General features: G+C 67.8%; 13 protein-coding genes. 6 read left to right on the top strand and 7 right to left on the bottom strand.

Features of this window, described 5'->3' with window-relative positions:
* Positions 1–491: 491 nt before the first annotated feature.
* Together E1287_RS38200 and E1287_RS38195 are read right to left on the bottom strand one after the other, a co-directional pair.
* Positions 492–992 carry a MoaF C-terminal domain-containing protein gene (locus E1287_RS38200; protein ID WP_207934708.1) on the bottom strand — a complete coding sequence of 167 codons (501 nt, stop codon included), beginning with the start codon at positions 990–992 and terminating at the stop codon, positions 492–494.
* A gap of 267 nt (positions 993–1,259) precedes the next feature.
* Positions 1,260–1,568, bottom strand: coding sequence for a hypothetical protein (locus tag E1287_RS38195; protein ID WP_131970168.1), 309 nt, complete (start codon positions 1,566–1,568; stop codon positions 1,260–1,262).
* Between the two features lie 150 nt (positions 1,569–1,718).
* On the opposite strand from E1287_RS38195, the gene E1287_RS38190 reads away from it, so the two are divergent.
* Together E1287_RS38190 and E1287_RS38185 are read left to right on the top strand one after the other, a co-directional pair.
* Positions 1,719–2,234, top strand: a complete 516-nt coding sequence (locus E1287_RS38190) for a pyridoxamine 5'-phosphate oxidase family protein (protein ID WP_131970167.1) — start codon at positions 1,719–1,721, stop codon at positions 2,232–2,234.
* Positions 2,235–2,355: 121 nt separating this feature from the next.
* Complete coding sequence (locus tag E1287_RS38185) at positions 2,356–3,426, top strand: cobalamin-independent methionine synthase II family protein (RefSeq protein WP_131970166.1); 1,071 nt, start codon at positions 2,356–2,358, stop codon at positions 3,424–3,426.
* A 137-nt stretch (positions 3,427–3,563) separates the two neighbouring features.
* On the opposite strand, the gene E1287_RS38180 is transcribed toward E1287_RS38185, so the two are convergent.
* Both E1287_RS38180 and E1287_RS38175 read right to left on the bottom strand, forming a co-directional pair.
* Positions 3,564–4,784: a putative PEP-binding protein gene (locus tag E1287_RS38180; protein WP_131970165.1), complete on the bottom strand. Its 1,221-nt coding sequence runs from the start codon at positions 4,782–4,784 to the stop codon at positions 3,564–3,566.
* A 154-nt stretch (positions 4,785–4,938) separates the two neighbouring features.
* The gene (locus E1287_RS38175) at positions 4,939–6,876 is read right to left on the bottom strand and encodes an FAD/NAD(P)-binding protein (protein ID WP_131970164.1); all 1,938 of its coding nucleotides are present in this window, start codon (positions 6,874–6,876) and stop codon (positions 4,939–4,941) included.
* Between the two features lie 326 nt (positions 6,877–7,202).
* Between E1287_RS38175 and E1287_RS38170 the strand changes: the two genes are divergently transcribed.
* From E1287_RS38170 to E1287_RS38160, 3 genes are all read left to right on the top strand, one after another.
* Positions 7,203–7,793, top strand: coding sequence for a VOC family protein (locus E1287_RS38170; RefSeq protein WP_131970163.1), 591 nt, complete (start codon positions 7,203–7,205; stop codon positions 7,791–7,793).
* Complete coding sequence (locus E1287_RS38165) at positions 7,790–8,428, top strand: class I SAM-dependent methyltransferase (protein ID WP_131970162.1); 639 nt, start codon at positions 7,790–7,792, stop codon at positions 8,426–8,428. Before E1287_RS38170 ends, E1287_RS38165 begins: the two co-directional genes overlap by 4 nt.
* Before the next feature lie 94 nt (positions 8,429–8,522).
* On the top strand, positions 8,523–8,867 hold the full coding sequence (locus E1287_RS38160) for an MmcQ/YjbR family DNA-binding protein (protein ID WP_243719716.1): 345 nt from the start codon (positions 8,523–8,525) through the stop codon (positions 8,865–8,867).
* A 40-nt stretch (positions 8,868–8,907) separates the two neighbouring features.
* Here the strand turns inward: E1287_RS38160 and E1287_RS38155 are convergent, their stop codons facing one another.
* The gene (locus E1287_RS38155) at positions 8,908–9,690 is read right to left on the bottom strand and encodes a class I SAM-dependent methyltransferase (RefSeq protein WP_131970160.1); all 783 of its coding nucleotides are present in this window, start codon (positions 9,688–9,690) and stop codon (positions 8,908–8,910) included.
* Positions 9,691–9,943: 253 nt separating this feature from the next.
* Here E1287_RS38155 and E1287_RS38150 point away from each other — a divergent pair, with 253 nt between their 5' ends.
* Complete coding sequence (locus E1287_RS38150) at positions 9,944–10,429, top strand: hypothetical protein (RefSeq protein WP_207934706.1); 486 nt, start codon at positions 9,944–9,946, stop codon at positions 10,427–10,429.
* A gap of 67 nt (positions 10,430–10,496) precedes the next feature.
* On the opposite strand, the gene E1287_RS38145 is transcribed toward E1287_RS38150, so the two are convergent.
* Both E1287_RS38145 and E1287_RS38140 read right to left on the bottom strand, forming a co-directional pair.
* A complete protein-coding gene (locus E1287_RS38145; protein WP_131970158.1) occupies positions 10,497–11,657 on the bottom strand; it encodes a sulfotransferase in 1,161 nt (386 codons plus the stop codon).
* A 32-nt stretch (positions 11,658–11,689) separates the two neighbouring features.
* The coding region (locus E1287_RS38140) for an SDR family oxidoreductase (RefSeq protein ID WP_131970157.1) at positions 11,690–12,449 on the bottom strand (760 nt) is incomplete at its 5' end.

The raw sequence follows: 12,449 nt of genomic DNA, 5'->3' as shown, positions 1-12,449 counted from the left end.
CCGCCCACCTGCCGTCCAGCCACCCCATCACGACTCGCCCGCCACAGACCGTTCTCCTCCGCCCGGCCCGGCCCGTCCACCCGGACCGCCCAGCACGGCCCGCTCCGCCACGACCAGGCCCGTCGCGGCCTGGCCTGCTTCGCCCGACCGCCGTCCAGCCCGCTTCTCCAGCCCGGCCTTCTAGCACGCCGCCATAACCGCCCGCCCTTCACGGCGCGGACGCTCCCTGCCTGCACGTCGTCCGGCCCGCCCGGCAGAGCTCACCCATCAGGGCTCGCCTGTCACAGGGCGGTCTGCTCCGCCCGACCCGGTTCCAGCCAACCCGTCCAGCGCGGCATGTTCCGCTCCTGGCTTCCCGCTGCCGCCCGCTCGTTCTGTTCGGGACAGCCGTCTAGTCCGTCCTGACCAGGTACCGGACGTCGTGGGGTGTCGGGCGGCAGGGCAGGGGAGAGCCATTCCGTATGCGTGTGGGTGTTGTGAAGGTCGGTTGTTCAGGCTGGGCGGGCGGCCTCTTGGGCGATCGCGGCGATGAGACCCTGCGGGTCTTCGAGGATTTCGATCGTGGCCTGGTCGACGAGGAAGTACTGGCCGCCGTCCTCGCGAGGGTTGGTGTAGGCGGCGGTCGCGACCAGCCGGTGGAAGTCCGCCATGACCGCGATCGGGTAGCCCTGGTCGAAGACCTCGCCGTGCGCGGCCGTGGCGACCGTCCCGGCCTCGTACCAGGTGATGAAGTACTGCGCAGGCGCGGTCTTGAAGACGCGCAGCGTCGGCTCCGTCTGCTGCACGCCGGTGAAGTCGCCGGACATACCGGTCCACACCATGGTCGACTCGTCCGCGTAGTGCTGTTGCAGCACGTTGCCGGACCCGTAGTGGAAGTTGGCGCGCACCCCGACGAGATCGGTGCTGACGGGGTGGGTGCCGGGCACGGGGAAGAAGCGCATGTCGAGCGTCATGCGGGTGACCTCCTTGAGGCGGATCGGGATAGAGGTCACGGGACGTGGCTCACGCCCAGGACCTTGTCCTCCGGTGCGATGACGACCATATCGTTTGCAGCCAAACAATATGCTCGCCCAGCGCATCGACACCAGGCCCGTCGGCGACGATCACCCGGCCGGCCGCATGGCGCAGGGGCGATGGAGCGCCATGCGGCCGTCCAGCACAACCTCCGGCCGGTACACCCGTTCGAGCCCTGTCATCGAGAGAACCAAGCCGCGACAGAGACCCTCCGACGACCATCGGAGATTGGCCGGTCGGGGTGGTCAGCGGACCTCGACGAAGGTATTGGTGACCCTGTCCTGGGGACAGTAGGTGCCGGACGTTTCGCCGACCGGCTTCCATGGCCCGTAGCCGATGATGGTCCCGACGCCCGGGATGTGATGGGTGTAGAAGCAGACGATCCGGTGCTCTCCAGTGCCGCCGAGGCAGGAGCTGAACGCGGTGCTGAAGTCACGGCCGACGCTGCACTGCGACGGGATGGCCGCGGCGGGCCCCGCCATCGCAGGGACAGCCGTCAACGCGCCAAGGGCGACAACCGAGGCCGCGGTGGCTTTGCGCGAGAAGAACTTCACAGGTCCTCCTTGAAGTGCATGAACGGTTGCTCGCTCACCATTCGCCCCAGGCGGCTCTTCGGATGTCGACTCACCCAATCGGTTCGGCGTCGTCTCGTCGGTGCCCGGGCTTATCGTGTGTCCAGGAGTTCCAGAATCTAAGGAGCGGTTATGACGGAGTCGGATCCGGAGCCGGTCGCCGAGCAATTGTCCAGTCCCAGCGGCAGTCCGCTGACGTCCCTCACCTGGGCCGATGCGCGGGCGCGTATAGCGGGGGCCGATGACTTTCTGGTGGCGACGTCCGGTCCGAACGGGCGCGTGCACGTAGTGCCGGTGCTGGCGGTCTGGCTGGACGGCGCCCTTTGCTTCAACACCCACCGGGAGGCCCGCAAGGCCCGCTACCTCGCGCACAACGACAGTTGCGCCGTCACCGTGCCGGCTCAGGACATCGACCTGGTAATCGAGGGGACCGCGCACGTCATGCGAGACCCCGACCGGCTACAGCAGGTCGCGGACCTATTCCCCACCAAATACCCGTGGTGGCACCCATTCGTCCAGGACGGAGAGTTCTATGACCCCGACGACACCGCCCTGACCGAACCCCGGCACGTTTTCGCCGTCGAACCAACCGTGATCTTCGCCTTCGGCAAGGAAAAAGGCTTCACCGCAACCCGCTGGCGCTTCTAGACACTCATCCCCCGGGGCTGCAGCCGTTGACCTTGACGGTTACGGCGATGACCAATATTGGTCACCGAATGATTACCAGTAGTAATTGATGATCATGATGTGGGATGCGTACGCTCGCGGCATGGCGATTCCGACCGAACCGATCGGTAGCATTCCCCGGCCGTCCCAACTGCTGACCATGATGAACGCGTACGCGGCCGGGGAGGTGAGCGATGCCGAGCTGGCCGACGCGCATGACGTGGCGGTGGCCGATACCATCCGGCGGCTTGAGGCGGTGGGTTCGCCGGTCGTGACGGACGGCGAGCAATCCAAGCCCAGCTTCGCCACCTATCCGATCGCCGGGCTCGCCGGTCTGGCGCCCGATGGCGTGGTCATTCCGTTCGAGGATGGGCACCAGCGGCAATTGCCCGTCCTGACCAAGGGTCCGTTCCGGTACCAGGCACGTGCCGCGCAGTACTTCACGGCCGCGGCGCACCATGCGACGGTGCCCGTCAAGCAGGCCGTGATCGCGCCGTCCGCCCTCAGCCTGCTCTACCCGCAGGCGGGCATCGCCGGGTACCCGCGCGAGCAGTTCCTGGCGGATCTGGCGGACGAGGCCGAGGCCGACATCCGGGGGCCGCTGGAGGCCGGGGCACATGTGGTCCAGCTCGACTTCACCGAGGGACGGCTGTCGCTGAAGCTCGATCCGAGCGGCGGCGTGTTGGACGACTTTATCGCGCTCAACAACCGCGTCCTGGAACGCTTCACCGACGACGAACGCGCCCGGATCGGCGTCCACACCTGTCCGGGCGGCGACCAGGACTCCACCCACAGCCTTGACGTCGACTACGCCGGCCTGCTGCCCAAGCTCTTCCAGCTCAAGGCCGGCAACTTCTACGTCCAGCTGGCGAGCGAGGCCGACCCGGAGACGGTCCTGAGCGTCATCGCGGAGCATCTGCCCACCGACGCCCGTGTCTTCGTCGGGGTCACCGACCCGATCGACCCGCGCGTGGAGACGGCGGAGGAGGTCCGCGACCGGGTCCTGACCGCGGCCCGCCACCTGCCGGCCGACCGCCTGGGAACCTGCGACGACTGCGGTTTCGCCCCCTTCGCCGACGACACGTCCACGTCCCGCGAGATCGCCTTCGCCAAGATCGCCGCCCGAGTCGAGGGCACCACCCTCGCCGCCGCCCAACTCGGACTCGCACACTAGGCGCCGATGCGCCAAGCGCGGCGCGCCGAGGCGTGCTGCCCCAGGCGCGCTACACCAGGCCCGGTACGCCAGGCCCGGCGCGACAGACCCGATGCGCCAGCGTGCTGCGCCAGGCGTGCTGCGCCAGGCGTGGTGTGCTAGGCGGCTGAGCGGGTGGCGAGTCGTAGTAGTTCGGCGGTGCACATCATGAGCCTGCGTGCTGGAAGGTGTCGCACGTAATGGTCCAGGTCGGCGCCCAAGGCGAACACGTGTACCGGAACCCCGGCGTCTCGGCCGGACTCGACGGCCTCGCGCAGGGCCGCCAGGACGGCCGGATGCCGGGTCTGGTACGTGGAGGAGACCAGGTGGTTGCCCCGGTCGGCGGCCAGGTAGAACTGGATCAGGTCCTTGGTGCCGACGAACAATTCACTGGCGCCGGCGGCGCAGAATGCGGCCGCTGAATGGACGGCCGCCGGCGTCTCGACGAAAACTCCCAGCGGTGTTTCGTCGGTCAAGCCGAGGTGCCGTCGCAGCCGCAGGAACTCGTCCAGGTCATTGATGAACGGGACGGCGAAACTCAGTATTCGGTTCATGTCCGGGCCGAGGCGCTCGCGTACGTGGGCGCGAAGAGCTCGGAAGGCATGCGGGTAATGGCGTTCGTACAGCAGCCATCTGGCACCGTGTAGTCCGAGTTCGGGATTCGGCTCGTCTTCCACGTGGGCGCCGGTCGTGATCTGCGCGGCGTCGTCAGAGCGGAGGTCGAGCAATCGCATGATCAGGCGCTGGCCAGGGAGGAGTTCGTCCGCCATCGAGCACAGTTCCGCGGCCACCGCGGCGCCGTAGCGTTCGGCTTCGGCGGGTCCCGCCCGAAGTGAGTCGATGGGGCTCAGACCGGCAGCGAAGCAGACGAACTCCTCGCGGATGAAATACGAGTTCGCATGCTTGACGCGCGGTGCGAGGGCGTTCGCGGATCGGATGTCCGTGGCGTCGGCGATGACCACGCAGATCGACTCGACTTCGCCGAATGCGGCGGCCCGGAGTTCCGCCGGCCGCGTCGCGGGGGCGGCTTCGCCGAGCACGACCGACTCGCGGTCAAGCAGGACGGTGACCTCACCGGCGAGCGCGTCCAGATCGGACGGGTCGACCCGGAGGACGGGGATTCCGCGCGACCGGCAAAGGGACTGCATATGGCCCGTCCGGCCGCCTCGCGCGCAGATCACCGCGGAACACGTGACGATCGTCTCGTAAAGTTCAGGGCTGAGCCGGTCGACCACCAGAATGGTGCCGTCTATCGGTTTGCCGGTGCGATTGCACGACCCGCGAATGCGTCGTTTGTCTGAATCGACGAGCAAGACCGCTGGTATTTCCCGAGGGCTCACGGACGTCCTTCCTCACCAGTTCCCGGTCGGTCTCAGAGGGAGCGACCGCGCCTCGACCTGGTCAGCGGGCCATCCCGTCCGGGCAGGGCACATGATCAGAGGCTGCCAGCCGTCGAAACGTCCCGCACCTTCTCAAGTGCCAAGGTGGATCCGACTAGCCCAACCCCGGCGGGCCGGGCGGCTCCGGCAGGTCTTGCCGTTCAGGCGACTCCAGCGGCCTCCGCGGCGTCGGCGGCGTCGGCTCCGGTTCATCGAGCCCGAGCCGGTTTCGGAGATCGCGGGGCGTCACGGACAGGTCGTTGAGCTTCGTCATGGCGGCCCTGTTCACGGCGAACCGCAGCGCACGCTCCGAGGCAGGGGCCTCGCCACTGCCGGACATGGCGCCGCGGACGGCTTCAAGGCTCTTCTCAAGCCGGGCCGTCATGGCCTCGCGGTCGTCACGACGCCGGGCGGCCATCCGGTGCACGTCGAGCATGACCGATCGGTCGAACGCCTCCCGCCCCTCCGCGCCCGCCATGGACACGGTCGCGTCGCCGGCCCGCTCGTCATAGCAGGATTCGAGCCGGTGCAGCACGGTCGCGGCGACGCCGACCGAATGGTTCTTGATCGCGGCGAGATTGAACGCGAACGCGCCCATCCGGCCGTACCGGACGATCTCATCGCCCTCCCGGGGACCGCCGACCACGGAGATCGGAGCCGAGCGGGCCCCGGACGGCCCGAGGAGGCGGCCGTGAACGTCCACCTCGACGCCGCGTCCGGTGCGCCGGTGCCGCGCGGCGATCTTCTTCCGGAGCAGGTTCGTCCAGAGCGCCGAGCCGGCTCGCTCGTAGTTCGGCTCCCGTCCGAAGTTCGAGATCACGAGGTCCGCTTCGATCGTCCGCGTCGGCTCCGAACCGGACACCGACAGCTCCAGGGTGCCGGACGCGGTGCCGACGATCTTGTCGATCCGCCCGGTGATGAGGCTGAGCTGCCCGCCGTCCGCCATCGCGGCGTCGACGAACTCGGTGATGTGGCCGACGGCGCCCACTCGCAGCGTGGCCAGCAGGCTCCCGTAGCCGTCGAGGAGCGCACAGAGGTCGGACGTCGGGACACGCGCCAGGACATCGGGGAGATGTGGTTCCCAGGACTTGGCGACCCGTTCCGTAACAACCGCAAGCGGCATGCCGGGGTGCTCTCGGGCGAGAGTGACGCATGCCCGTTCCCATTCGTCCTTGAAACGCCGGACGAATTCGTCGCGGCCTTCATAGCCGTCCGGGAGCAGCCGTGGGGGCGGGAGGTTGATGACGCGATGCCGGTGGTCCGGAGGGTAGGTGCGGAGCGTGAGGCCGGAACGGGAGATCATGTGGATCGTCCCGGTGTGTCCGCGACGCAGGAGGAGCGAGGCCGAATCGTACGCGCTCAGCAACGTCCCGATGATGGCGACCACGGCGTCCTGCCGAAGGCCGAGGATCCGCTCGATCCCCTCCTCGGAATAGGGATGCCGGACGAACGCGGGGTGATCTGCCACATCAGCCGCGAACGGTAGGTTCCGTTCTTCGAGACCCGTGGCGAGAACGACATGGTCGGCTTGAAGCACCACCCGCTCCGACCCGTCAGCGCAGGTAATTTGCGGCGGGGAGCAGTTTTCGATGGTGATGCGGGCGCGGGGGCCGGTGTCGAGTGCGATGTCGACAACCTCGCCGTCGGCTTCTAGCAGCGTCACGCCGTCCGAAGCTTCGCGGGCGGCGTCGGCGAGGCGGGTGGCGAGGTAGTCGGCGTAGATCCGGCGGGGCGCGGGCCCCGACTCGGTGAAGGTGAAATCGCTCCACTCCGCGGGCCAGCCGGTCCGGTCGGCCTCATTGTTGGCCCAGGACACGAAATCGTCGACGTCCTCTCGGAACATCGACATGCGACCGGCTTGGATGTTGAAGACGTGGTTCCAGTGATTGCCCGTCCGGTGATAGGCCACGCCCGCGCTCCGATATTCGGGACGCCGCTCGATCACCACCACCTGTAAAGGCTCTCGGGCGAACTGTAAGAGGCGGATGGCGGTGGCCGTGCCGCCCAAGCCGGCTCCGACAATGACTACCCTTCGGGGCCCTGAAAAGCCCACCGTGGCTACTCCCCCACGCGCCGGACGGTCCACGACAAGGTCTACCGCCGCCCGAGCGTATCCGTGAACACCGTCCGGCTCAACGGCACAACGGCTCTACGAACAGGCGGCGCGGGATCCGGTTCGGGAATGTAACGAATCGTTCCGCGGACGTTAGTCAAGGGGATTCCCGCGCGGGCCATTTCGTCTACCACGGCGCCTGTTCACGTCCGGGAAAGCGGTCTGGTGGCGGGAAAGTGTCGTCTTGCGGACGTGGCGTGCCGGGGTGGCTGCTGACACCGTGGTTGGCCTGGTCGGACGGAGTCGAACGGACACAGGAGGTCGCGGTGCAGCAGAGGTCGGCAGGGGCGCGGGTTCGCCGGTTGCGGACGCGGCGCGCGCTCACCCAGGAGCAACTGGCCGAGGCGGCCGGTGTGGCGATCCGCACCGTGCAGCGCGCGGAGGACGGATCGATGTCGGCCGAGACGGTGGCGGCCTTGGCCGCCGCCCTGGAAGTGCCGGTCGAGACGCTCACCGCCGCTTCGGAGAGCGGCGACTACCCGCAGATCACACCGATGGTGTATTACGCGGACGTCCGCAGCCTGGATTGGCTGGTAAAGGTGTTCGGCCTGACCGAGCGGACCCGGTACGTCGGACCGGACGGGCGGATCCAGCACGCCGAGCTGTGCCTGGGCGAGGGGGTCATCATGGCGATCGGCCCGTCCGAGGCGGGCGGCTCGACGACGCCCGCCGCGCTGGGCGGTGCGTCCACGCAAAGCCTGTACGTGATGGTCGACGACGTCGACGAGCATTGCGAACACGCCCGCGAGCACGGTGCCGAGATCATCACCGGGCCGGAGAACGCGCACGGACACCGCCGTTACCTGACCGTCGACCCGGAGGGCCACCACTGGCAGTTCTGGACCGTCCTGCCATGACACGCGCGGGTATGGGCCTCGGGCAGCGAAAGATCCTGGACATGTCGTACGCCGCCGCCAAAGGGGATCCCGGACGGCTGCCGTGGAACCGGGACGAACCAGACAGGCTGCTCACCGCGCTGGCCGAGACGACGCCGGAACCCGGCCGGCTCCTGGACGTCGGGTGCGGCTCCGGCAACTTCGCCGAATACCTGGCGGGGCTGGGTTTCCAGGTCACCGCGATCGATCTGCATCCTGATGCGGTCAGCATGGCGCAGGCCAGATCGGCCGCGTCGCGGACGCCTTTCACCGTCGTGCGGGGCGATGTGCTGGCCCTGCGCCCCGACGAGCCGTTCGACGTGGTGTTCGACTCCGGCTGCTTGCACAACATGAATCGTTCCGGGCTGCGGACGTACCGGGACCGGCTGATCGAGTCGTGGCTGCGTCCCGGCGGCGAATTCCTGCTGGAGCACTGGACCAAACGGCATCCGCTGGACTGGCGACCAATCGGTCCGCGCCGCCGGTCCGGATTGGTCGAGTTCTTCTCCCCCGAGTTGACGTTGGTGGACGCCTATCCCAACGACCTGGCCGTCCCGCTACCACTAGGCCCCCGGGTAGCCGCAACGCTCTATCGCTTCCGCCACATCCCCGCGTGAGGGCACGTCGGCGGACGCGGCTGTCCGGGCTTCCCGGCGGCTTGAACTGTCGGACGCCGCTGGTAGACCTGGTGGGGTGACTGTCGAGGAGTTCTTGGACGTCGTCCTCGCGCTGCCGGAGGTGACCCAGAACGACGGACATCCGGAGCTGACCGGGTTTCGCGTGCGCGGGAAGGGCTTCTGCTACCTGCATGAGGGCGACGAGACCATCATGCTCAAGGCCACACGCGAAGAGCAGCAGGCCCTCGTCGCCGAGGCCCCGGAGGTCTATTCGCCGTCCTGGGCAGGTGGACGTTTCGCCTGGGTCGAGATCAAGCTCGCGATGGCCGATCCCGTCGAGCTGGCCGAACTCGTCACCGAGGGTTGGCGGCTGTCGGCACCGAAACGCCTCGCCAGTACCCTCCAGCCCCAGCGGCCGTCTGCGCCTGATCAGCCGTAGACAGTCCGACGACGTCCCTCTAGGTGTCGTCGTGAGCCGGTTATTCGGGGTGGGTTACGCGGATTTTGGATTGACCGTGCGGGAGTTCTTCCCAGTCGTCCATGAAGCGGGCAGCGAAACCGTGCCTCTCGGCGAGGGAGATCAGCGTTTCGGTGCGGTAGTAGAAATCCTCCCGGAGGACGTGATGCTCGGGTCCCTCGGTTCGATCGAAGGTGAAATCAAAGAAGCCATCGGATGTGAGGACGCGGCCGACGTTGGCGAGGCATTCGTCGATCACCTCGATGGGCGAATGGCTGAAGACGCTGTGCGCGTGCACGACGGAGAAGTGCCTGGACGGGAGGAACTGCAATTTCAGGTCGTTGACCAGCGTCAGGTGCGGCAGCTTCTCACGCAGATCCTGACGGACGAGCGTGTTCTGCGCGGCGAGCAGAATGTCCGGCGAGATGTCGATGCCGTAGTAGTTCCCGGCGTCGAGATAGTCGATGAACCGCCATCCGGCCCGCAGATTGCCGCAGCCGATCTCCAGGATCCGGTCGTCCGGCTTGAGCCCGTGTTTGCGCAGGTAGTCGAACTGCATCTGGCCGAGCGCCAGCCAGCGTTCGTGACTGCGGCTCCCGACGGCGGCCTCCGGGTTCTTGGCCGTGTCGGATTTCATCACGGCCCGGTAGTAGGCGACGTGGTCGCGGCTGGAGAACCGGAATTTGAGGTCCCTGGCCACCCTCGCCAGGTATGACTTGATCCGATCCGGGTTCTGTGCCGCATAACGCACTTTGTACGTCAGGCTCGCGCGATTTCTGCGTGTCGGTGGGAGCGGTTCGGTCATCGGCGTCGTCCCCTGTTGCGCACTCAGCGGGCCGGTTCGCCGCCCGCTCCACGTCCGGCACCTCGGGAGGGAACCGGCTGGTGAAGGGCCCCTACCCTGCTCACCGGCCGATAAGCCGGCGTCCAAGACGCGGCTCCCGCCCACCCCGCGGACGCCCGATGAGTTTCGCGTGACCAGATCGTCTGCATAGTGACAGCGTCCCCTTCCGCGACTGCGGGAAGCCCGAGACGAGATGGCAAGGAGCGTGCGCACCATGGTCGAGGAGAACATGAGCGCCACCCTGGTTTTCGCCGTGCCCACCGCGAGGGTGTTCGCCGTTCTGGCGGACCCGACGACCCATGCCGCGATCGACGGCACCGGCTGGGTCCAGGAATCCGCCGACCAGTCGCCGCTGACCGAGGTGGGGCAGATATTCCGGATGGACATGTATCACCCGAACCATCCCGACGGCGGCTACCGGACGGCCAACAAGGTTCACATACTCGACCCGCCCCACGCCATCGGCTGGATGACGGGGACCGAGAGCGACGACGGCCGCCTGGAGTTCGGCGGCTGGTTCTGGCGTTACGACCTTGCGCCGCTCGGCCCGTCCGAAACCGAGGTCACGCTCACTTACGACTGGTCTGCGGTGCCGCAGTCGATCCGGGAGTACCTCAAGTTCCCGCCGTTCGGCCCGGAGCATCTCGTCAACTCGCTGCACCACCTGGCCGACCTAGCCGCACCGACGTCCAAGGACTGACCACCACGTCCAGCCACCAGACGCCAGACGGTCACCCGTGACATCGCGGACGTGGACTGAGCCTCGGCTAGAGGCGCAGATCGGCGGCGTAGTCGGCGAAGCGGGAGTCGACCTGTTCCGAGGTCAGACCGAAATCCTCCAGCGCGTACCGGTGCGCCGGCTTGGCGGCTCCGGTGGCGCTCTCGCGGTGCAGATCCGTCATCGCCGTCCGGGCGGCATCGGTGAACGGCAGCCCGAAATGGCGGTAGACGCCCTCCACCGTCCCGATCGGGTCACGGACGAAGTCGTCATAGTGGACGTCCACGAACTGCGCCGGATCATGCCGCGCCCGCTCGCGCCGGAATCGGTCGAGGCCGCGGCTCCACAGTTCGAGCTGGTCGCGGCCGATCGTCGCGCCGGTGAACACGTCCGACCAGCCCGCGGTGGCGTGCGCGGCGAGGCTGCACATGGACGCCATCGCGGTGCGCGGCGCCCGGTGCGTCTGGACGATCAGCGCGTCCGGATAGACCTCCAACAGGGCGTCCAGCGCGAACAGATGGCTGGGGTTCTTCAGCACCCAGCGCCGTCCCACATCGTTCATGCCGATGAGCTGCAGGTTGCGGCGATGCCTGCGGTACGCGGGTGTCCAGTCCTGTTCGGCGAGCCAGGACGAGTACGCCGGCACGTGCGCCAGGCACTCGAAGGAGATCGACTGCATGCTCTGCCGCAGCAGTTGCCAGCACTCCTCGACTGTGTCCGCCGAGATGTAGTGGACGCCCATGAACTCGGGGTTCTCGACGTGGTGCCTGCGATATCCGGCGTCGATCGCCTGGAAGACGGGGTCGTCCGCCCAAGTCTCGCGCGGTGGGCGCGGCTGCGGCACCTCGGCCAGCCAGAGGTCGAGGCCCTGGTGGGCGGGATCGGCCGTGAGCAGCCGGTGCAGCGCGGTCGTGCCGGTGCGCGGCAGTCCGGTGACGAAGATCGGACGTTCGACCGGGACGTCCGCGTGCCCGGGATGCCGCCGCCACGCCGTCTCGGAGAACTGCCGGGCGACCAGGGCGCCGCGCAGCATCGCGCGCTGCGCCTTGTTTCCGAGCGGAGTCAGACCGGCGTCCTCGGCGTAGGACTCCAGCAACACCCTCAAGCCGGGCAGGTACGCGTCGTCGCCGAAGTCGTCCAGGCCGGTGATCTTGGCGGCCGAGGCGTGGAGGTCTTCGACCGTGCCTACGCTGTCGCGTCCTGGGGTCATCGGCGCCTTCCTGGGGTACTCGGAACTGCTGCTCAGTGGTGCCATTCGCCGGAGTTGACGTCCAGGCACTGGCCGGTGACCGCCCGGGCCAGCGGCGACAGCATGAACACGACGGCGTCGGCGACCTCGTCCGGCTCGGGCAGTTTGCGCAGATCGGTCGTCGCGGCGTTCTCGTCGTACACCTGCTGCGCCGGGACGCCCCGCTTCTTGGCAAGGTGGTCGAAATACCACTTCAGGTTGTCGGCCCAGATGTAGCCAGGCGCGACGGTGTTGACCCGTACACCGCGCGGCCCCAGCTCCGTGGACAAGTTCTGCGTCATCGCGAGCAACGCCGCCTTGGCCATCTTGTACGCACCGAACGTCCGCCGCGAGTGCCGCAGCACCGCCGAGTTGATCATGACGACGGAGCTGCGGCCTTCTTCGAGCGCGGGGACGAACAGGCGAGTCAGACGCAACGCTGCCAGCACGTTCGTCTCGAAGCCGGCTCGCACTGCGTCGAGGTCGACCTTCGTGAGATCGGTCAACGGCGGTGTCGCGAACGCGTTGTTGACCAGCCCGTCCACGCGCCCGAACGCGGTGCGGGTCGTATCCACCAGGCGCTCGCAGTCCGCCGGGTCGGTGATGTCAGTGGGGACGATGACGGCCCGACGACCAAGGTCTTCAACCTCTTCGGCAACCTCGGCGAGCCGCGCTTCATTGCGCGCGGCAAGAACAACGTCCGCCCCGGCCTTGGCGCACTGAACCGCCAGCCCACGCCCCAAACCGGGCCCAACCCCGGAGATGACAACAACC

This window comes from Actinomadura sp. KC06, assembly GCF_004348735.1.
Taxonomy (GTDB): Bacteria; Actinomycetota; Actinomycetes; order Streptosporangiales; family Streptosporangiaceae; genus Spirillospora.
This window is presented reverse-complemented; position numbering and strand designations above follow the sequence as displayed.

What these genes read in the sequence shown, in the direction of transcription:
- E1287_RS38190 (WP_131970167.1), top strand. Translation starts at nt 1,719, where the DNA reads ATGACGGAGTCGGATCCGGAGCCGGTCGCCGAGCAATTGTCCAGTCCC.
- E1287_RS38185 (WP_131970166.1), top strand. Translation starts at nt 2,356, where the DNA reads ATGGCGATTCCGACCGAACCGATCGGTAGCATTCCCCGGCCGTCCCAA.
- E1287_RS38165 (WP_131970162.1), top strand. Translation starts at nt 7,790, where the DNA reads ATGACACGCGCGGGTATGGGCCTCGGGCAGCGAAAGATCCTGGACATG.
- E1287_RS38155 (WP_131970160.1), bottom strand. Translation starts at nt 9,690, where the DNA reads ATGACCGAACCGCTCCCACCGACACGCAGAAATCGCGCGAGCCTGACG.
- E1287_RS38150 (WP_207934706.1), top strand. Translation starts at nt 9,944, where the DNA reads ATGGTCGAGGAGAACATGAGCGCCACCCTGGTTTTCGCCGTGCCCACC.
- E1287_RS38145 (WP_131970158.1), bottom strand. Translation starts at nt 11,657, where the DNA reads ATGACCCCAGGACGCGACAGCGTAGGCACGGTCGAAGACCTCCACGCC.